We start from the raw sequence: 18,722 nt of genomic DNA, 5'->3' as shown, positions 1-18,722 counted from the left end.
GGCGCCGGGGACCGCCCCTTCAGGGGCCGACGACCCGGACCGCTCCCGGCACGCAGTGGGCGGTCAGCGGCAGCGGCCCCACGAGTTCGCCGTCCGCGTAACCGGTGACGTCCGCGGCGGCCAGCTCCACGCTCGCCGCCCGCAGCACGGTCACCGCGGGGTGGCCGACGTGCGTCCCCCGGTAGACCCGTGGGAACACCCGCAGCAGCGTGGCCCGGCTGCACGCGCCCACCACCGTGATGTCGAACAGCCCGTCGGTGAGGTCAGCCCCGGGGCATATCCGCATGCCCCCGCCGTACGACGGCCCGTTCCCGACGGCCACCAGCGTCGCCTCGACCTCGCGGACGTCCCCGCCGTCCAGGGCGATCCGGTACGGCAGCGGCCGGAAGGCGGCCAGCTCGGCGACCATCGCCAGGTCGTACGTGAAGCGTCCGAGGGGGACGCGCATCCGGTTGCCCCGGTCGTTGACCCGGGAGTCGAAGCCGGAGGCGAGCACGGCGCCGAACCAGCGGTCCCCGATCCGGCCGAGGTCGACGTCACGGGGCCGCCCGCTCCTGAGGGCGTCGGCGATCATCCGGCCGGCCGTGGCGGGTTCGCGCAGGGGCATGCCGAGCGCCCGGGCGAAGTCGTTGCCCGTGCCCGCGGCCACCAGGCCGAAAGGGGTGCCCGTGCCGACGACGGCCTGCAGGGCGAGGTTCGCCGTGCCGTCACCGCCGACGGCGATCAGCGCGCCGGTGCCCTCCTCGACGGCGGTACGCGCCCGGGACAGCGCGTCTTCGGGACCGTCGCCCGTCACGGTACCGACGTGGAAGCCGGCGTCCCGCAGCGCGGAGGCAGCGGACCGCGCCGCGCGGACGCCCCGGCCGCCGCCCGCGGCGGGGTTCACGAAGAGGGTGATCTCGCTGGTCACGGGAGTGACCCTATGAGGTGCCGGCCCGTCCTCAGGTCACGTCGTCATAACCGTTGACGCGGTCCCGGGAGGTCTGCTCGGGCAGCGTGGTGACCGGTTCGGCCGGTTCGACGGCCTCAGGCGTGAGGTCGAGCTCGGACGCCTCGTCGTCGGAAAGCCCCTCGGCCTCCTTGCGGGCGCGCCGTCTGTCGTTCAGCAGCGAGAAGCCCACGGCGGCGAAGTACAGGACGACGATCGGCCCGGACAGCGCCAGCATGCCCACCGGGTCGGTGGTGGGCGTGGCGACCGCGCCGAAGACGAAGACGCCCATGACGACACCGCGCCACCAGCCCGCCATCCGGCGGCCGGACACGATGCCCACCATGTTCAGCATGATCAGGAGCAGCGGCAGCTCGAAGGCCAGGCCGAAGACGAGCACCATGCGGATGGTGAAGTCGAGGACCTCGTCGAGCGACAGGATGTTCGCCGATCCCCCGGGCGTGAGACTGAGCAGCACCTTGATGCTGACCGGGAGGATGACGTACGAGAGGAGGGCGCCGCCGGCGAACAGCGGCACCGCGGCCACGGTGAAGACGTAGGTGTACTTCTTCTCGTGCCGGTGCAGTCCGGGCGCGACGAAGGCCCACAGCTGGTAGAGCCAGACCGGGCTGGAGATCACCAGGCCCGCCATGAGGCTCACCTTGATCGTCGTGGTGAACGGCGAGGTCAGTGTGTTGAACGACACGATGGCGCAGTTGCCGCCGTCGCTGTTCGTCAGGTCGTCGCACTTGGGCACCGGCTCGGCCAGGAACTGCATGAGCTGTTCGCTGTAGAACGCGGCGACGACCGACACCACGACGATCGCGAGCACGGCCTTGGCCAGGCGGTTGCGCAGCTCGCGCAGGTGTTCCACAAGAGGCATCCGCCCCTCGGGATCCCTCTGCTGTTTGCGGGCAGACTTGAGCAACCCACGTTCCCATCTCGTGCGGCGGGCCGGAGGTCACCGGCCCTGCGTCAGCGCTTGGTCGTGTCCGTCGGCTCCGTGACCGGGCGGGAGCTGGTCACGTCGCCGGGGGCGGCCTGGATGGTGCGCTGCGCCGGGGGCTGCTCGCCGTCGGCCGGCGGGTCGGCCGGAGCGGAGGACTTGTTGTCCTCCTTCATCGCCTTCGCCTCGCTCTTCAGGATGCGGGCCGACTTGCCGAGCGACCGCGCCATGTCGGGGAGCTTCTTCGCACCGAACAGCAGGATGATGACGACGAGGATCAGAATGATCTCGGTAGGTCCGAGCCGTCCCATAAGTCTTTACCTTCTCACCGAGGCGGGTGGGTGGGGGGCTGTCCGACCGGTCGGACATGCGTCCGAAGGACGGTGCAGACAGCGATCGTAACGCCCAGGGGTGAACGTCCGGCAATCCCTGTGCGTACTCCCGTCCGCGGGCCGGGCCTCGTTCTCCGGGCCGCGATCAGCAGCGTACCCGCCGGAACCCGGCCAGTGACAGGGCGGCGGCGGCCCGTCCGGACGGCGGACCCGCCGGTGCGGCGCCTCGCCGTCACAGGGCCTCCGCCGAGCGGGCCGTGCTCGTGGCCGCGCGCTCCAGGTCCTCGGCGGCGCGGCCGATGCGCCGGGCCGAGTCCGCGACCTGCCTGCCGAGGCGCTCGGCCTCGACGAAGACCCGGACGGCGAGCACTGCGAGCACCATCAGCCCGAGGAACCCCAGGGCTACGGCGAACATCGGCCAGAACATGGGGTCGAGCCTAGACGGTCGAGTGCAGCCGCAGGGTGCGCACCCCGCCGCCGGTCAGCAGCTCGACGATCCGCTCCCCCGCCGGCTTGCGGACGGCGGCGCCGCACTCGGGGCAGGTGAAGGAGTAGAACGTGGTACGGCTGCTGGCGCCGATCGCCAGCCGCAGCGCGCTCGCGGAGAGTTCGAAACGCTCCCGGCAGTCCGGGCAGCCCGCCCGGAACATCACCGGGGCCACGTTCCTCATCCCGGCGAACGCGGACGCCGCCGTCATGCCCCGTGCCCCTGTGGTCGCCGACTCGCTCAAAGCCCTCGCTCCTGCCTGTCGTCCTGCCCGGTCATCCGGCCGCCTCGGCCCCGTCGTACGCCGCCAGCGCCTCACGGGCCGCCCGGCGGGCGCTCTCGGCCAGTTCCTGCGGCTCCACGATGCGCCCGTCGCGGCCGAGCCGCAGCGCCAGCCGCCGCAGCGACGCGGGGTCGGGGGTGCGCAGGGTGATGCGGAGTCCGCCGTCGGGAAGCTCGTCCGCGCTGTCGTGCGGGTAGTACTCGGCGACCCAGCGCCCGCCCGGCCCGACCTCGACGACCACCTCCGGGTCCTCGGCCGCGGGCTGCACCAGCCCCTCGGACAGGTCGCGCAGCTCCACCTCGGGCGGCGCGGACGACTCGTCGAGGATCTTGATCTCGGCGACCCGGTCCAGCCGGAAGGTGCGGCGCGCCTCGGAGCGGCGGCACCACGCCTCGACGTAGGTGTGTCCGACGCTGACCAGGCGAATGGGGTCGATCTCGCGCTCGGTGACCTCGTCGCGGGCGGGCGAGTAGTAGCGGATCCACAGCCGGCGGCGCTCGGCGATGGCCCGGTCGACGTCCGCGAAGACGCCGCCCTCGGACTCGAAGGTCACCGAGAGCCGGGAGCTGGCGCCCGCCGCCTCCCCGGCCGCGGTCTCCACCTTGGCGGTGGCCCGCAGCAGCGCCTGCCGGTCGCCCTCGCGCAGTCCCGGCAGGGTGGCCACGGCACGGGCGGCGACGAGCAGCGCGGTGGCCTCGTCGGCGGCCAGGCGCAGCGGCTCGGCCGCGTCGGCGCCCAGGGCGGCCGGGTTGTGCCACCAGATGCGCTCGCCGTCGGTGTCGATGTCCAGCAGGTCACCGCCGCGGAAGCTGGTGCCGCACATGGGCAGCACGTCGAGGTCGGAGACCAGTTCGTCCTCGGTGATGCCGAAGGCGCGCGCGACGTCCTCGATGCGGGCGCCGGGCCGCTCGCGCAGATACGTCACCAGGGACAGCATCCGCCGGGTCTGGTCGATGGCGTTCACGGGCCTGACCGGTTTGCCTGCCACGTTCTCGTCCGCTCCCCCTCAGCCCTTGGCCACGGCACGCAGCCGGTCCACCACGTCGGCCCGCAGTTCCTCGGGCTCCAGCACCACCACGTCCGGTCCGAACTCCACCAGCCAGGCGTCCAGTCCGTGCCCGTACGGGATCTCCAACTCGTCCCAGCCGTTCCCGAGTTCCCGGACCGAGGTGGCCTTGGCCCGGAGCGGGAAGCCGGCATCGGAGCGCAGCCGGATCCGCGCCGAGCGGTCGGCGGTCTCCCCCGCCCAGCTCGCCACGGTCTCCCGCACGGTGACGACGTCCGGCACCGGCACGGTGAACCGGCCGGCGCGCGAGCGCACCTTGCCGGTGATCCGGGACAGCCGGAAGACCCGCTCGGCGCCGCGGTCGCGGTCCCAGCCGGCCAGGTACCAGTGGCCGCGCCAGCACTCCAGCGCCCACGGCTCGACGTGCCGCTGCTCGGGCTGGGCGGCGTTGGCCTTGCGGTAGTCGAAGACGACCGGGCGGCGGTCGCGGCAGGCGAGCATCAGCGGCTCGAACGCGGCCTCGTGCACCGGGATGCGCGGCTCCAGCGCGCCGTGCGCGCCGTACGGGTCGACGTCCTCGGGGAGTCCCGCGGCGCGCAGCTTCTGCAGGGCGCCGCTGGCCGCGCCGGCCAGCCTGGCCTGCTGCCACACCTTCGCGGCGAGTCCGAGGGCGGCGGCCTCCTCGGCGTCCAGGGTGATGGGCGGGAGCCGGTTGCTGTCGCGGCGGGCGAGGTAGCCCGTCTCGCCCTCGAGGTTCTCGACGGTCTCGATGACCAGTCCGAGTTCGCGCAGGTCGTCCTTGTCGCGCTCGAACATGCGGTTGAAGGAGTCGTCGGAGCCCGCCTCGAGGTACGCCTCGATGGACTCGCGCAGTTCGCGCTTGGTGAGCGGCCGCCGCGTCCCGAGCAGACACAGCGCGAGGTTCATCAGCCGCTCCGCCTTGGCAATGGCCATCGACGCGCTTCGCCTCCCTATGGTGCTTACGACCGATGACCGTACCGCCCCGGGGTGGCGTGGTGAAAGCCGAGGGCCCGCGCCCGGACAGGCACGGGCCCTCGGCGATCGGCTCCGGTCGGATCAGACGCCGAGCAGGTCGACCACGAAGATCAGGGTCTCACCGGGCTTGATCGCCGGGGTGGGGCTCTGGTTGCCGTAGGCGAGGTGGGCCGGGATGGTCAGCTGGCGGCGGCCGCCGACCTTCATGCCCTGCACGCCCTGGTCCCAGCCCTTGATGACCCGGCCGCCGCCCAGCGGGAACCGGAAGGGGGTGCCACGGTTCCAGCTGGCGTCGAACTCCTCGCCCGTGCTGAAGGCGACGCCCACGTAGTGGACGGTGACGGTCTGACCCGCCTTCGCCACCTCGCCGTCGCCCTCCCAGATGTCCTTGATCTCGAGGTCCGCCGGGGGCTCGCCGCCCGGGAAGTCGATCTCGGGCTTGTCGATGCTCACGTCTTCATGCTCCTGCTTGTCTGCGGAAAGGCGAACACGCACAGTCTTACATCCCGGCGGGGGTCACAGCTTCGCGAGAATGTCCACGGAGAAGACCAGCGTGGAGTCCTTCTTGATCTCGCTGCCCTGCGGCGGGTTGTCGCCGTAGCCCAGCTCCGGCGGGATGACGATGAGGACGCGGCTGCCGACCTTCTTGCCGGTCAGGCCCTGCGCCCAGCCCTTGACGACCTGCTGGAGCGAGAAGGACGTCAGCTGGCCGCGGCCGTACGTGGAGTCGAACTCCTTGCCGCCGTCCCACAGCACGCCCTTGTACTGCACCAGGACGCTGTCCTCGGCGCCGACCTTCTCGCCGTCGCCCTCGATGACGTAGTTCGCCACGAGCTTCTTCGGCGCGTCGGAGTCGGGCACCTCGATGGAGGGGGCCTTGCCGTCGGTGTTGGTGCCGACCTTCGGCAGGTCGACGTCGTCCTGGGCGACGTCGGTGCCCTTGGCGGAGCTCCTGGCGTTGAACGTGTCCCGCACGTCGATCACGAACACCAGCGTGTCGGTGCCCTTGATGCCCGCCTGCTCGTTGCCCTGCTCGCCGTAGCCCCAGGTGGGCGGGATGGCCATCTGGACGCGGCTGCCGGCCTTCCTGCCGACCAGTCCGTAGCGCCAGCCGTCGATGATCGTGCCCTGGGCGAGCTGGATGGCCAGCGGCTCCTTGCGGTCGTACGAGTTGTCGAACACCTTCGCGGTGCTCCACACCTGGCCCAGGTAGTGGGCCACGACGAAGTCGTTCTCGGCGATCGTGCGGCCGCCGCCCGCGATGACCGTCTTCACCGCGAGGTCCTCGGAGGGGTCCCCGCTGCCCTTGGCGACGGTCGGCTTCTCGCCGAACCCGGTCCCGGCCGTGATCGCCGGCAGCGGGCCCTCGACGATCTTCGGCGACGGCGCCGCCGACGTCTCGGGCTCCGAGGGTGAGGCCGTCTCGCTGGCCTTGCCGGAATCGGACTTGTCGTCGCCGCACGCGGCGAGGGTGGCCAGTCCAGCGGGGACGGCGATGAGAAGTGAGCGTCGGCGCACGGTGGGGGCCTCGTAATCGTCGATCTTGTGGGGTGGCGTCCGCGCAACTCTACGGCGTGAGGAGGGCGCCGCACGGTGTAACGTACGGCGCCCGTGTGACGTTCCGGGTGTTTCGTCTACTCCCGGGGGACACGTCCTCTCACATGCCGGCGATCAGCTTCTCCACCCGCTCGTCCACCGAACGGAACGGGTCCTTGCACAACACGGTGCGCTGGGCCTGGTCGTTGAGCTTGAGGTGCACCCAGTCGACGGTGAAGTCCCGCCGCTGCTCCTGGGCACGCCGGATGAAGTCGCCGCGCAGCCGGGCCCGAGTGGTCTGCGGCGGCACGGACTTGCCCTCGAAGATCTTCAGGTCGTTGCAGATCCGGGCGGCCTGTCCCTTCTTCTCGAGCAGGTAGTACAGGCCACGACGGCGGTGGATGTCGTGGTACGCGAGGTCTATCTGCGCGACCCGCGGGTGCGACATGGTCATGTTGTGCTTGGCGCGGTAGCGCTCGAGCAGCTTGTACTTCATGACCCAGTCGATCTCGGTGCCGATGCGGTCGAGGTCCTCGGACTCGATCGCGTCCAGTGTGCGGCCCCACAGCTCCAGCACCTGGTCGACGGTGCCGGTGCGGATGCCGCGGCGCTCGCAGAAGTCCAGCGCCTTCTCGTAGTACTCGCGCTGCACCTCCAGCGCGGACGCCTCCCGTCCGCTGGCCAGGCGCACCTTGCGGCGCCCCGTGATGTCGTGGCTGACCTCGCGGATCGCCCGGATCGGGTTCTCCAGGGTGAGGTCGCGCATGACGGTGCCCGCCTCGATCATGCGCAGCACCAGGTCGGTGGCGCCGACCTTGAGCAGCATGGTCGTCTCGGACATGTTCGAGTCGCCGACGATGACGTGCAGCCGGCGGTAGCGCTCGGCGTCCGCGTGCGGTTCGTCGCGCGTGTTGATGATCGGCCGGGAGCGGGTCGTCGCCGAGGAGACGCCCTCCCAGATGTGCTCGGCGCGCTGGCTGACGCAGTAGACGGCGCCCCGCGGCGTCTGCAGCACCTTGCCGGCTCCGCACAGCAGCTGCCTCGTCACCAGGAACGGGATGAGGATGTCCGCGAGCCGGGAGAACTCCCCGTGCCGGGCGACGAGGTAGTTCTCGTGGCACCCGTAGGAGTTGCCCGCCGAGTCGGTGTTGTTCTTGAAGAGGTAGACGTCGCCCGCGATTCCCTCCTCGTGCAGGCGTCGTTCGGCGTCCACCAGGAGTCCTTCGAGAATGCGCTCGCCGGCCTTGTCGTGGGTGACCAGCTCGGTCACGTCGTCACATTCCGGCGTTGCGTATTCCGGATGTGACCCCACGTCGAGATAGAGGCGGGCGCCGTTCCGCAGAAAGACGTTGCTGCTTCGGCCCCATGACACGACACGGCGGAAAAGGTACCGCGCCACCTCGTCAGGCGACAGGCGGCGCTGTCCCCTGAACGTGCACGTGACGCCGTACTCGTTCTCCAGCCCGAAAATGCGGCGGTCCATGAGGGAACATTACGCCCGATCCTTCGAGCTGAAACGGGGATCGACGGCACGGTTCGGATCATTTTCCGAACCGGCCGCGACAACCGCCGTCCTGGCCGGAACCGCCAATACCCGTCCGGTGGCGATCAAAACCAGCAGCGACACGCCGCCCGCGGCCCCCGGTACGGCGAATCCCCACAGCGCCCCGCCCGCCTCGACCACCGGACCGGTCACACCGGTCCCGAACGACGCGCCGACGGTGAACGTGGTCACCAGCCAGGAGAACGCCTCGGTGACCGTCCCGCGCGGGGCGTGCCGGTCCACCAGGACGAACGCACAGGCGATGGCCGGGGCCAGGAAGAGACCGGCGACCGCGGCGAGCAGCGTCATGGCCACCGGGGCCGGCCTCAGCATCAGCGGCAGGTAGCAGAGGGCCAGCAGCGCCACGATCACCTGGAGCCGCCGCGCGGGTTCCCCGGCCCACTGCCGCGCCCCGTACGCCATGCCGCCGATCAGCGCGCCGAGCCCGAGCGCCGCCATCAGCCAGCCGTAGACGGTGTCGCCACCGTGATCGTCGGCGTACGTCACGGCGGCGACCGTGATGGACCCCATCGCCATCCCGACGGTCAGGAAGGCCCCGAGCAGCGCGATGAGCCCCGGCGACCGCAGCGCCCCCAGCCAGTGCGCCTCACGCGGCGCGGACCGCCAGGCCCGCGAGGGCGGCGAGACGACCACGGACAGGGCCCCCAGCACCCCGATGACGTTCAGCACGAGCAGCGCGGCCTGGGCCGACCACAGGGAGACGCACACCGTCACGAGCAGCGGCCCGACGGTGAACATCACCTCCTGGGCCACGGCGTCCAGGGCGTACGCCCGGTGCACGTGCTCCTCCCTGGAGAGCACCGAGGACCACAGCGCCCGCAGCCCGCCCTCCAGCGGCGGCGTGAACAGCCCCGCCAGCGCGACGGCGCCGTACGCCACGACCAGCGGGCCGGTACCCACGAAGGCGAACACGCCCATCGCCACCGCCGACAGCAGCGCCGCCGGCAACTGCACCCGGGGCTGGCCCTTCAGGTCGACCAGCCGCCCGAGCACCGGCTGCCCCACCGCGTTGGCCACGCCGTACACCGCGGCGAGCACGCCGGCCAGGCTGTACGACCCGCCCTCGGCGCGCACGAACAGCACGATGGCGATCGGGGCGGTCGCGTTGGGGAGCCGCCCCACCAGCGTGCCCACGAGCAGCCGGGCGGCGTGCCGCGCCCGGAGAATCTCCAGGTATCCCGTCGCCATACCGGCCCTCCCGTGGAAGTGTTACGTATAACTAAGCTCTCTATACGTACCATGACCGCTGTTCACCGGTCCAGACGAAGGAGCGACGGTGCCCAGAGCCAGCGTCCGCCCCACGAGCCGGGACGTCGCCCGGGAAGCAGGCGTCTCCCAGGCCGCGGTGTCCCTGGTGCTGGGCGACAAGTGGCGCGGCCGGGTCTCCGAGGCCACGGCGGAACGCGTCCGCGAGGCCGCCCGCGCCCTCGGCTACCGCCCCAACCTCGCGGCCCGCAATCTGCGGCTGGGCCGCACGCGTACGGTGCTGCTGGTCGTGCCCGCCCTGACCACGGAGTTCTTCGCGGGCGTCTACACCGGAGCGGCGCGGGTGGCCTCCCGACACGGCTTCGGCGTGGTCCTCTACCCCTCCCCCGAGGGCATCGGCCCGGCCCGCGACCCGTTCGCCAGCGCCCAAGCCGCACTGGACGGCGTCATCGCCTCCTCCATGGCGGCGGAGGCCCTGACCGCCATCCGCGGCGACCAGCTGCCGCTCGTCATGCTGGACAGCGACCCCTCCGTCGGCGGGACCACGGTGAACCTGGACATCGCCGACGGTGTCCGGCAGATCACGGAGCACCTGCTCGGCCTGGGCCACCGCCACTTCCTGCACCTGGGGGCGGACGTACCGTCCTGGACCTTCGAGGTCCGCGCGCGGGAGCTGGAGGCACGGCTGCGGCAGGTGCCCGGTACATCTCTGCGGACGGCCCGCTCACCGATCTCCATCAAGGGGGCGGAAGCCGCCGCCGGGGCCGCACTGGCTGCCGGAGACCGGCCGACAGCGGTCGTCTGCGACGACGACCAGCTCGCTGCGGGCACGTACAAGGCCGCCCGCCGTCTGGGACTGCGCGTCCCGGCGGACCTTTCGGTCACGGGCATGGACGACCTGGCCCTGGCCACGGCCATCGACCCGGAGCTGACGACCGTCCGTCTGGACGCGGAACTCTTCGGCGAACGGGGTATGCAGGCGCTGCTGGCCGTCCTGGACGGCCAGCAGCCTCCCGGCACGGACATCCCGGTCCACCTGGAGGTCCGGGGCTCGACGACCCGGGTGCCGTGAACCACGGGCACGGGCACGGGTGCGGGAGGGGGTGGCGCAACCCGGCACCAGCGAGGCGCCGCCGCGCCCGCCCACCGTGGGCGCTGCACCGGCCCCCGCCGGACAGAAGCTCCGCGCCGCAGGCATCCGCACCCGCATCCGCCGACGCGGACTACTCCTCGTCCCCGCCGGAGGCCGTCCCCTCCGCGCCCGCCTCCAGAAGACGCACCAACTGCCGACCCTCGATCCGCTTGAACTTCCGCTTCTGCGGCCGCGTCCGGTCCAGCACCGCCACCTCCAGCCGCTCCGCGGGGATCTCCCGCTCGCTGCCGTTGGTGTCCCGCGACAACGCCTGAACCGCCAGCTTCAGCGCCTCCGCCAGCGTCATCCCGTCCCGGTGCCGCTGGTCGAGGTACCCGCTGATCTGCTCCGCGTTGCCCCCCACCGCCACCGAGCCGTGCTCGTCCACGATCGACCCGTCGTGCGGCAGCCGGTAGATCTGGTCGTGCTCCGGGGTCTCCCCGACCTCGGCCACCACCAGCTCCACCTCGTACGGCTTCTCCCCCACGCTGGAGAAGATCGTGCCGAGCGTCTGGGCGTACACGTTCGCCAGACCCCGCGCGGTCACGTCGTTCCGGTCATAGGTGTAGCCCCGCAGATCGGCGTACCGCACACCGCCGATCCGCAGATTCTCGTACTCGTTGTACTTGCCGGCGGCGGCGAACCCGATCCGGTCGTAGATCTCGCTGAACTTGTGCAGCGCGCGGGACGGGTTCTCGCCGACGAACACGATCCCGTCGGCGTACTGCAGCACGACCAGGCTGCGGCCACGGGCGATGCCCTTGCGGGCGTACTCCGCCCGGTCGGCCATCGCCTGCTGAGGTGAGACATAGAACGGCGTCGACACCGGTTACCCGTCCCTTTCTGTCGAAGTCACTGGACCACCCTGAACCAACCGAACCATCCGGCCCGCACGCACTACAGCAACGAGGCCCGCGGGCCGTCCGGCCGCTCCAGCCTGCGCTCCAGCACGGACCGGGCGATGTCGGACGCCTCGTCCTCGGAGAGCCGGCGGTAGCCGTCCTCGGTGATCACGGTGACGATCGGATAGATCCGGCGGGCGACATCGGGACCGCCGGTCGCCGAGTCGTCGTCTGCCGCGTCGTAGAGCGCCTGCACCACCAGCGTGGTGGCCTCGGCCTCGCTCAGATCCTCCCGGAACAGCTTCTTCATCGCACCACGCGCGAAGATCGATCCGGATCCGGTGGCGGCGTACCCGTGCTCCTCGGACCGCCCGCCGGTGACGTCGTAGGAGAAGATCCGCCCTTTCTCGCGGTCCACGTCGTACCCGGCGAAGAGAGGCACCACGGCCAGGCCCTGCATGGCCATGCCCAGGTTCGAGCGGATCATCGTCGACAGCCGGTTCGCCTTGCCCTCCAGCGACAGCTGCTCGCCCTCGACCTTCTCGAAGTGCTCGAGCTCGAGCTGGAACAGCTTGACCATCTCCACGGCCAGGCCCGCCGTGCCGGCGATGCCGACCGCCGAGTACTCGTCGGCCGGGAACACCTTCTCGATGTCCCGCTGCGCGATGACGTTCCCCATGGTGGCTCGCCGGTCACCGGCGAGGACCACACCGCCGGGGAAGGTGACGGCGACGATGGTCGTGCCGTGCGGCGCCTCGATCACGCCCTGTACGGGCGGCAACGTCCTCTTTCCCGGCAGCAGCTCCGGCTGGTGCTCGGAGAGGAAGTCCATGAAGGAGGAGGAGCCCGGCGTCAGGAAGGCAGCCGGCAGACGCCCGGTGCCAGGAGTGTTGGCTTCCACGAAGTTCCTTCCAGGTAGGCAGCTGCCCGACGAACAGCGTCGGGATCATCTCCCAACTTGCCGATGGCCGAATTGCAGTTGAAGCACATTACGCCACGGACCCTACCCGCCCCACAGCAATGATCCACATTTCCGACAACAGCATCTGGAACGGCCGGCCGCACGCTCCGGAGCCGAGCGGACGCCGCCCGCGGCGGCCCATCGGGGCCGGCCGCGGGCAGCGCCCTCTCCTCACCGCTCGCCCACCACCGCCGTGACTGCCGGACCGGCGAAGCCGGTGAGGCTACTCGCCGCCCTTCTGCACGAAGGACCGCACGAAGTCCTCGGCATTGGCCTCGAGCACGTCGTCGATCTCGTCCAGGACGTCGTCCACGTCGTCGCTGAGCTTCTCGTGACGCTCCTTGAGGTCCTCCGAAGCCTGCGCCTCTGCCGCCTGCTCCTCGACCTCCTCGGTGGACCGCGTGGCCTTCTGCTGTCCGCCGCCGGTGTCCTTGGTCGCCATCACCCTCACCCCGCTCGGTTCGCCCGACACAGTTGCTCGGTCAAGATCAGACCCTACAAGCCGGGTCCGACAATGCCCCCGCAGTTGCTCCAACCCACGGGGACCACCTCGATGATTCCCGGACGGGCCGCTTTCCACCCCGTCCGGCCGGTCCGTCCGGGTACCCGCAGGTACCCGCCCGGGCGCGGCTCACCCGCTCACCCGCCGGAAAGCACCCTGACCAGGTCTTCCGCCGTACGGCAGCGGTCCAGGAGCGCCTTGACGTGATTACGCGTTCCGCGAAGCGGTTCCAGGGTTGGGACCCGCTGCAGCGAGTCCCGGCCCGGCAGATCGAAGATCACCGAGTCCCAGGAGGCCGCCGCGACGTCGTCCGCGTACTGCTCCAGGCACCGCCCGCGGAAGTAGGCGCGGGTGTCCTCCGGAGGCTCCGTACGGGCGCGCTCGACCTCGGCCTCGTCCAGCAGCCGCTTCATGCGTCCGCGGGCCACCAGACGGTTGTAGAGGCCCTTCTCGGGACGCACGTCGGCGTACTGCAGGTCGACCAGGTGCAGCCGGGCCGCGTCCCAGTCGAGGCTGTCACGGCGCCGGTAACCCTCCATGAGCTCCCGCTTGGCGACCCAGTCCAGCTCGCCGGCGAGGCTCATCGGGTCGTTCTCCAGCCGGGTGAGCGTGTCCTCCCAACGGGCGAGGACGTCCTTGGTCTGCTCGTCGGCGTCGTCCCCGAAGCGCTCCTCGACGTACTTGCGGCCCAGCTCGTAGTACTCCATCTGGAGCTGCACCGCGGTCAGGGTCCGGCCGCTGCGCAGCGTGACCAAGTACTTCAGCGAAGGATCGTGCGACACCTGGTGCAGCGTCCGCACCGGCTGGTCCACGGCCAGGTCCACCGCGATGAACCCGTCCTCGATCATCGACAGGACCAGCGCGGTCGTCCCGAGCTTGAGGTAGGTCGAGATCTCGGAAAGGTTCGCGTCACCGATGATCACGTGCAGCCGCCGGTACTTCTCGGCGTCCGCGTGCGGCTCGTCGCGCGTGTTGATGATCGGGCGCTTCAGCGTGGTCTCGAGGCCCACCTCGACCTCGAAGTAGTCCGCCCGCTGGCTGATCTGGAAGCCGTGCTCGTGGCCGTCCTGGCCGATGCCGACCCGGCCGGCGCCGGTGAAGACCTGCCGGGAGACGAAGAACGGCGTCAGATGGCGCACGATGTCCGAGAAGGGGGTCTCCCGCTTCATCAGGTAGTTCTCGTGCGTGCCGTAGGACGCGCCCTTGTTGTCGGTGTTGTTCTTGTACAGGTGGATCGGCTGGGCGCCGGGAAGCTGCGCGGCCCGCTCCGCCGCCTCCGCCATGATCCGCTCGCCGGCCTTGTCCCAGAGGACGGCGTCCCGCGGGTTGGTGACCTCGGGGGCGCTGTACTCCGGATGGGCGTGGTCGACGTAGAGCCGCGCGCCGTTGGTCAGGATGACGTTCGCCAGACCGATGTCCTCGTCGGTGAGCTGGCTCGCGTCGGCGGCTTCGCGGGCGAGGTCGAAGCCTCGCGCGTCCCGCAGCGGATTCTCCTCCTCGAAGTCCCAGCGGGCCCGGCGGGCCCGGTGCATCGCCGCCGCGTAGGCGTTCACGATCTGGGACGAGGTGAGCATGGCATTGGCGTTGGGGTGGCCGGGGACGGAGATTCCGTACTCCGTCTCGATGCCCATTACTCGCCGTACGGTCATGCGGCCCTCCTTGCCCGGCGGCGTCCCCGGTCGGGGGCGCCGCAGTACCGCTGGCTCTCCGGTGCGTGTGCGGTGCCCGTCCCCGCACTGCGCGACTCGGCGGTACGGAAGAGCCTAGAACGCCTTTGCGCTGGTGGGGAGATCAATTGCGTCATTGCTGTGCTCCAGCCGTGGCCCCGAAAAGCAGTCGGCTGCGGGTACCCGTCGCGGGCACCCGCAGCCGCCCTCGCTTTTACAGGTACTGACCGGTGTTGGCCACCGTGTCGATGGAGCGTCCGGTGTCCGCGCCCTGCTTTCCGGTGATGAGGGTGCGGATGTAAACAATCCGCTCGCCCTTCTTTCCGGAGATCCGGGCCCAGTCGTCCGGGTTGGTGGTGTTGGGCAGGTCCTCGTTCTCCTTGAACTCGTCCACGCAGGCCTGGAGGAGGTGGGAGACGCGGAGGCCCTTCTGGTTCTTCTCCAGGAAGTCCTTGATCGCCATCTTCTTGGCGCGGCCCACGATGTTCTCGATCATGGCGCCGGAATTGAAGTCCTTGAAGTACAGGACTTCCTTGTCGCCGTTGGCGTAGGTGACTTCCAGGAAGCGGTTCTCCTCGGACTCGGCGTACATCTGTTCCACGGCGGTCTGGATCATGCTCTGGACCGTCATGGACTTGTCGCCGCCGTGCTCGGCGAGGTCGTCGGCGTGCAGCGGGAGGCGCTCGGTCAGATACTTGCCGAAGATGTCCTTGGCCGCCTCGGCGTCCGGACGCTCGATCTTGATCTTCACGTCCAGCCGGCCGGGACGCAGGATGGCCGGGTCGATCATGTCCTCGCGGTTGGAGGCGCCGATCACGACCACGTTCTGCAGGCCCTCGACACCGTCGATCTCGGCGAGCAGCTGCGGGACGATGGTGTTCTCCACGTCCGAGCTGACGCCGGAGCCGCGGGTGCGGAAGAGGGACTCCATCTCGTCGAAGAAGACGATGACGGGGGTGCCCTCGCTGGCCTTCTCCCGGGCCCGCTGGAAGACCAGGCGGATCTGCCGCTCGGTCTCGCCGACGTACTTGTTCAGCAGCTCGGGGCCCTTGATGTTGAGGAAGAAGCTCTTGCCCGCGGCCTGGCCGGTGACCTCGGCGACCTTCTTGGCCAGCGAGTTCGCCACGGCCTTGGCGATGAGCGTCTTGCCGCAGCCGGGGGGGCCGTAGAGCAGCACGCCCTTGGGCGGCCGCAGCTCGTGCTCCTTGAACAGGTCCGGGTAGAGGTACGGCAGCTCGACCGCGTCGCGGATGGCCTCGATCTGGTTGCCGAGGCCGCCGATCTGCTCGTAGCCGATGTCGGGGACTTCCTCGAGGACGAGCTCCTCGACCTCGCTCTTGGGCACGACCTCGTAGACGTACCCGGAGCGGGGCTCCAGCAGCAGGGCGTCGCCGGCGCGGATGGTGACGTCCAGCAGCGGCTCGGCGAGCCGCACCACCCTCTCCTCGTCGGTGTGGCCCAGCACCAGGGCCCGCTCGCCGTCCTCCAGGATCTCCTTGAGGGTGACGATCTCGCCCACGCGCTCGAATTCCATGGCCTCGACCACGTTGAGCGCTTCGTTGAGCATCACTTCCTGGCCGCGCCGGAGCTCCTCCAGCTCGACGTTCGGGCTGACGTTCACCCGCAGCTTGCGGCCGCCGGTGAAGATGTCGGCCGTGCCGTCCTCGTTCGCCACGAGGAAGACTCCGAAGCCGGCCGGGGGCTGGGCGAGCCGGTCGACCTCCTCCTTGAGGGCCACGATCTGGTCGCGGGCCTCACGGAGGGTGCTCGCCAGCCGTTCGTTCTGGGCGGACACGCCGGCCAGATTGGTCTGCAACTCGACGATCCGCTCTTCGAGAATTCTCGTGTGCCGCGGAGAGTCGGCGAGCTTGCGTCGCAGGACGGCGATCTCCTGCTCAAGGTAGGCGATCTGCCCGGCCGGGTCGTCGGACCCGCGTCCCGGGCGGATGCCGCGGTTCATGTCGTCGTCGTGGGCTGCCACGGTCCTCACCTCCTCCAAGGGGAGCTGGACGCTTCCAGACCCTACCTGGGCGGGTGTCGATTGAAACCCCTAGATCACAAAGACGGTCGGGGTGTGTCCGATCTTCACCCTTGCGCTCTCCCTCACGCCAGGGGAATACCCACCGAGAATGATCGGAACCCAGTCGGCGTTAGGGTCGACGTGTTCAACACCCGTCAGAGCTGGCCGGATTCCCGCACGGCTCGGCGAACCACACGGCAGGAGAGACGATCGTGCAGCAGGAGGCCGCAACCGGCGCCGAGGCCCTGGAGGTCTGGATCGACCAGGATCTGTGTACCGGCGACGGCATCTGCGCCCAGTACGCGCCCGAGGTGTTCGAGCTGGACATCGACGGTCTGGCGTACGTGAAGAACGAGCAGGACGAGCTGCTCCAGGACAAGGGCGCGGCAACGCCCGTCCCGCTGCCGCTCCTCACCGACGTCGTCGACTCCGCGAAGGAGTGCCCCGGCGAGTGCATCCACGTCCGACGGGTTTCGGACAGCGTCGAGGTGTACGGACCGGACGCCGGGTGACCGCCGCCGCACGGCCGGTCACGTCTGCCTGATGTCACGCGTCCGGCAGCGCGCCGACCTGGCGCGCGCCCGTCACGGGGTCACACGCTCCGCGCGTCGGACGGCGTGGACCGGACGAACGCACCGTCGTCCCAGCGCCACTTCACGGTCTCGCGCACATCGGGGCAGCAACGGGGCACGTCGGAGGACGAGTAGCCGAGCAGCGCGGCGACGACGTCCCCGCCGCGTACGGCGAAGTCCTCGACGTTGGCGCGGTCCTCGGGGTCGAGGAGGGTGGCCACCAGGCGCGGCTTCGAGGCGCCGGCCGCCTGCGTGAGGACGTAGACGCCGTCGGGCGGGGTGCCCATCGGGGCGTCGCAGTGCACCGCCGCCACGGTCTCGGGACGGCCGTCGCCGTCGAGGTCGCCGGACGCCTGCTTCTTGACCACCAGCCTCACGGGACCGCAGTCGAGCGGGAACTCCACGTCGGCCGGGTCGGGCGGCAGCGCCCGCGCGGGAGCCTGCCCGGTCTGCGGGGCGCCCGGCGCGGCGGCGGTCGCGTGGTCGGGCTGCAGGACGGAGGAGAGCGCCACGACACCGGCGACGGCCGTGGCGGTGGCGACCCAGTGGATGGGCCGGGCGTGCGTGTGGGCGAGCTCCGGAACGGCGGAAGGCTGCACGAGGAGTGTCTCCTGTGAGGGCTGTGCCGGTGAGGGTGGCCAGCATCGTGCCACACGTCACAGTACGGAGGGAACGGCGGGGTCCGCAGACGTCGCGTGGAGCCGCCGTGCGGGTCGGTGCGGGACCCCGGCGTCAACGCGTCGGCGCCGTGGCGCAGTTCCCGGTGACGTACCGGAACCGCCCCACGACGCCGGAGCGTTGGGAGGGCGCGGACCGCGTCAGCGGCCGGTGCCTCCGTCGGCGTTGGGGCCGGAGTAGTCCTCGCCGTAGGCGCCCTTGGCCGGGCGGCGGCGGCGCATGGGCGGCTCGACGCCGTCGGCGAGCCGGCGGGCGGTGAGCAGGAAGCCGGTGTGGCCGATCATCCGGTGGTCGGGGCGGACGGCCAGGCCCTCGATGTGCCAGTTGCGGATCATCGTCTCCCAGGCGGTCGGCTCGTTGAAGCAGCCGATCTCCCGGATGGACTCGACGGTCCGGGCGAGCTGGGTGGTGGTGGCCACGTAGCAGCAGAGGATGCCGCCGGGCACGAGCGCCTTGGAGACGGCCTCCAGGCACTCCCAGGGGGCCAGCATGTCGAGGATGACGCGGTCGACGTCGGTGTCGGACAGGTTGTCCTGGAGGTCGCCGACGGTGAGCTGCCAGGCGGGGTGCGGGCCGCCGAAGTAGCGCTCCACGTTCTGCTGGGCGATCTCCGCGAAGTCCTGGCGGCGCTCGTAGGAGTGCAGCATGCCCTGGTCGCCGATGGCGCGCAGCAGGAAGCTGCTGAGCGAGCCGGAGCCCACGCCCGCCTCGACGACGCGCGCGCCGGGGAAGATGTCGGCGAAGGCGAGGATCTGCCCCGCGTCCTTCGGGTAGACGACGGCTGCCCCTCGGGGCATGGACAGGACGTAGTCGGGGAGCAGGGGGCGCAGCGCGAGATAGGCGACGTTCCCGGTGGTGCGGACAACGCTGCCCTCGGGAGCGCCGATCAGTTCGTCGTGGGGGAAGGAACCCTTGTGGGTGTGGAAGTTCTTCCCGGCCTCGAGCGTGAACGTGTAGTGGCGGCCCTTGGGGTCGGTCAGCTGTACCTGGTCCCCGACCTTGAAGGGCCCGCGCCTGCGGGCGGCACCGGTCGGTTCGGACATGTGACCAGCCTACCGGTCCCC

General features: G+C 70.6%; 20 protein-coding genes and 1 pseudogene. 2 read left to right on the top strand and 19 right to left on the bottom strand.

Annotation, left to right across the window (positions count from 1 at the left end; translation table 11 throughout):
* Positions 1 to 19: 19 nt before the first annotated feature.
* The 11 genes from ACIQ8B_RS10700 to ACIQ8B_RS10650 all read right to left on the bottom strand — a co-directional run bounded on the left by ACIQ8B_RS10700 (position 20) and on the right by ACIQ8B_RS10650 (position 9,266).
* Entirely contained in the window at positions 20 to 910 is an 891-nt protein-coding gene (locus tag ACIQ8B_RS10700) for a diacylglycerol kinase (protein ID WP_403546464.1), read from the bottom strand.
* A gap of 31 nt (positions 911 to 941) precedes the next feature.
* On the bottom strand, positions 942 to 1,811 hold the full coding sequence (tatC, locus tag ACIQ8B_RS10695) for a twin-arginine translocase subunit TatC (RefSeq protein ID WP_403546463.1): 870 nt from the start codon (positions 1,809 to 1,811) through the stop codon (positions 942 to 944).
* A gap of 92 nt (positions 1,812 to 1,903) precedes the next feature.
* Positions 1,904 to 2,185 (bottom strand): Sec-independent protein translocase subunit TatA, encoded by a 282-nt coding sequence (gene tatA / locus ACIQ8B_RS10690; protein WP_403546462.1) that lies wholly within the window; start codon positions 2,183 to 2,185, stop codon positions 1,904 to 1,906.
* A 253-nt stretch (positions 2,186 to 2,438) separates the two neighbouring features.
* Positions 2,439 to 2,633 carry a hypothetical protein gene (locus ACIQ8B_RS10685; RefSeq protein ID WP_048460021.1) on the bottom strand — a complete coding sequence of 65 codons (195 nt, stop codon included), beginning with the start codon at positions 2,631 to 2,633 and terminating at the stop codon, positions 2,439 to 2,441.
* 10 nt (positions 2,634 to 2,643) lie between these two features.
* Positions 2,644 to 2,904, bottom strand: coding sequence for a hypothetical protein (locus ACIQ8B_RS10680; RefSeq protein WP_033274974.1), 261 nt, complete (start codon positions 2,902 to 2,904; stop codon positions 2,644 to 2,646).
* A 64-nt stretch (positions 2,905 to 2,968) separates the two neighbouring features.
* Positions 2,969 to 3,964, bottom strand: coding sequence for a helix-turn-helix transcriptional regulator (locus ACIQ8B_RS10675; RefSeq protein ID WP_403546461.1), 996 nt, complete (start codon positions 3,962 to 3,964; stop codon positions 2,969 to 2,971).
* A gap of 18 nt (positions 3,965 to 3,982) precedes the next feature.
* A complete protein-coding gene (locus tag ACIQ8B_RS10670) occupies positions 3,983 to 4,936 on the bottom strand; it encodes a YafY family protein (RefSeq protein WP_106415006.1) in 954 nt (317 codons plus the stop codon).
* A gap of 123 nt (positions 4,937 to 5,059) precedes the next feature.
* Positions 5,060 to 5,431 (bottom strand): FKBP-type peptidyl-prolyl cis-trans isomerase, encoded by a 372-nt coding sequence (locus ACIQ8B_RS10665; RefSeq protein ID WP_006132299.1) that lies wholly within the window; start codon positions 5,429 to 5,431, stop codon positions 5,060 to 5,062.
* 63 nt (positions 5,432 to 5,494) lie between these two features.
* On the bottom strand, positions 5,495 to 6,496 hold the full coding sequence (locus tag ACIQ8B_RS10660; RefSeq protein WP_403546460.1) for an FKBP-type peptidyl-prolyl cis-trans isomerase: 1,002 nt from the start codon (positions 6,494 to 6,496) through the stop codon (positions 5,495 to 5,497).
* A 139-nt stretch (positions 6,497 to 6,635) separates the two neighbouring features.
* Positions 6,636 to 7,997: a Pup--protein ligase gene (gene pafA / locus ACIQ8B_RS10655; protein WP_106415004.1), complete on the bottom strand. Its 1,362-nt coding sequence runs from the start codon at positions 7,995 to 7,997 to the stop codon at positions 6,636 to 6,638.
* Between the two features lie 9 nt (positions 7,998 to 8,006).
* Positions 8,007 to 9,266 carry an MFS transporter gene (locus tag ACIQ8B_RS10650; protein WP_290004464.1) on the bottom strand — a complete coding sequence of 420 codons (1,260 nt, stop codon included), beginning with the start codon at positions 9,264 to 9,266 and terminating at the stop codon, positions 8,007 to 8,009.
* A gap of 88 nt (positions 9,267 to 9,354) precedes the next feature.
* On the opposite strand from ACIQ8B_RS10650, the gene ACIQ8B_RS10645 reads away from it, so the two are divergent.
* Complete coding sequence (locus ACIQ8B_RS10645) at positions 9,355 to 10,356, top strand: LacI family DNA-binding transcriptional regulator (RefSeq protein WP_403546459.1); 1,002 nt, start codon at positions 9,355 to 9,357, stop codon at positions 10,354 to 10,356.
* A 151-nt stretch (positions 10,357 to 10,507) separates the two neighbouring features.
* Here ACIQ8B_RS10645 and prcA read toward each other — a convergent pair whose 3' ends face one another.
* The 6 genes and pseudogenes from prcA to arc form a co-directional block, all read right to left on the bottom strand.
* Entirely contained in the window at positions 10,508 to 11,242 is a 735-nt protein-coding gene (prcA, locus tag ACIQ8B_RS10640; RefSeq protein WP_106415001.1) for a proteasome subunit alpha, read from the bottom strand.
* 71 nt (positions 11,243 to 11,313) lie between these two features.
* Positions 11,314 to 12,159 (bottom strand): proteasome subunit beta, encoded by an 846-nt coding sequence (gene prcB, locus ACIQ8B_RS10635; RefSeq protein WP_106415000.1) that lies wholly within the window; start codon positions 12,157 to 12,159, stop codon positions 11,314 to 11,316.
* A pseudogene (locus ACIQ8B_RS10630) lies at positions 12,111 to 12,290 on the bottom strand (endonuclease domain-containing protein); the annotation flags it as partial. The pseudogene ACIQ8B_RS10630 and the gene prcB, both read right to left, overlap by 49 nt.
* Before the next feature lie 152 nt (positions 12,291 to 12,442).
* Positions 12,443 to 12,661 (bottom strand): ubiquitin-like protein Pup, encoded by a 219-nt coding sequence (locus tag ACIQ8B_RS10625; RefSeq protein WP_006132292.1) that lies wholly within the window; start codon positions 12,659 to 12,661, stop codon positions 12,443 to 12,445.
* 197 nt (positions 12,662 to 12,858) lie between these two features.
* Complete coding sequence (dop, locus tag ACIQ8B_RS10620; RefSeq protein ID WP_403546458.1) at positions 12,859 to 14,370, bottom strand: depupylase/deamidase Dop; 1,512 nt, start codon at positions 14,368 to 14,370, stop codon at positions 12,859 to 12,861.
* Positions 14,371 to 14,602: 232 nt separating this feature from the next.
* Positions 14,603 to 16,369, bottom strand: coding sequence for a proteasome ATPase (arc, locus tag ACIQ8B_RS10615; RefSeq protein WP_403546457.1), 1,767 nt, complete (start codon positions 16,367 to 16,369; stop codon positions 14,603 to 14,605).
* A gap of 251 nt (positions 16,370 to 16,620) precedes the next feature.
* Between arc and ACIQ8B_RS10610 the strand changes: the two genes are divergently transcribed.
* Entirely contained in the window at positions 16,621 to 16,920 is a 300-nt protein-coding gene (locus ACIQ8B_RS10610) for a ferredoxin (protein ID WP_093765789.1), read from the top strand.
* A gap of 80 nt (positions 16,921 to 17,000) precedes the next feature.
* Here ACIQ8B_RS10610 and ACIQ8B_RS10605 read toward each other — a convergent pair whose 3' ends face one another.
* Positions 17,001 to 17,579 carry a hypothetical protein gene (locus tag ACIQ8B_RS10605; RefSeq protein ID WP_106414996.1) on the bottom strand — a complete coding sequence of 193 codons (579 nt, stop codon included), beginning with the start codon at positions 17,577 to 17,579 and terminating at the stop codon, positions 17,001 to 17,003.
* Positions 17,580 to 17,798: 219 nt separating this feature from the next.
* Positions 17,799 to 18,701, bottom strand: a complete 903-nt coding sequence (locus ACIQ8B_RS10600; protein WP_290004469.1) for a tRNA (adenine-N1)-methyltransferase — start codon at positions 18,699 to 18,701, stop codon at positions 17,799 to 17,801.
* Positions 18,702 to 18,722 lie beyond the last annotated feature (21 nt).

It is taken from the genome of Streptomyces sp. NPDC096105 (assembly GCF_044763335.1).
Classification (GTDB): Bacteria; Actinomycetota; Actinomycetes; order Streptomycetales; family Streptomycetaceae; genus Streptomyces.
The sequence above is the reverse complement of the archived record's forward strand: the minus strand, read 5'-3'. Positions and strand labels throughout refer to the sequence as shown.

Coding starts and splice junctions, on each gene's coding strand:
- tatC (WP_403546463.1), bottom strand. CDS start 1,811: ATGCCTCTTGTGGAACACCTGCGCGAGCTGCGCAACCGCCTGGCCAAG.
- tatA (WP_403546462.1), bottom strand. CDS start 2,185: ATGGGACGGCTCGGACCTACCGAGATCATTCTGATCCTCGTCGTCATC.
- ACIQ8B_RS10685 (WP_048460021.1), bottom strand. CDS start 2,633: ATGTTCTGGCCGATGTTCGCCGTAGCCCTGGGGTTCCTCGGGCTGATG.
- ACIQ8B_RS10680 (WP_033274974.1), bottom strand. CDS start 2,904: ATGACGGCGGCGTCCGCGTTCGCCGGGATGAGGAACGTGGCCCCGGTG.
- ACIQ8B_RS10670 (WP_106415006.1), bottom strand. CDS start 4,936: ATGGCCATTGCCAAGGCGGAGCGGCTGATGAACCTCGCGCTGTGTCTG.
- pafA (WP_106415004.1), bottom strand. CDS start 7,997: ATGGACCGCCGCATTTTCGGGCTGGAGAACGAGTACGGCGTCACGTGC.
- ACIQ8B_RS10650 (WP_290004464.1), bottom strand. CDS start 9,266: ATGGCGACGGGATACCTGGAGATTCTCCGGGCGCGGCACGCCGCCCGG.
- ACIQ8B_RS10625 (WP_006132292.1), bottom strand. CDS start 12,661: ATGGCGACCAAGGACACCGGCGGCGGACAGCAGAAGGCCACGCGGTCC.
- dop (WP_403546458.1), bottom strand. CDS start 14,370: ATGACCGTACGGCGAGTAATGGGCATCGAGACGGAGTACGGAATCTCC.
- ACIQ8B_RS10600 (WP_290004469.1), bottom strand. CDS start 18,701: ATGTCCGAACCGACCGGTGCCGCCCGCAGGCGCGGGCCCTTCAAGGTC.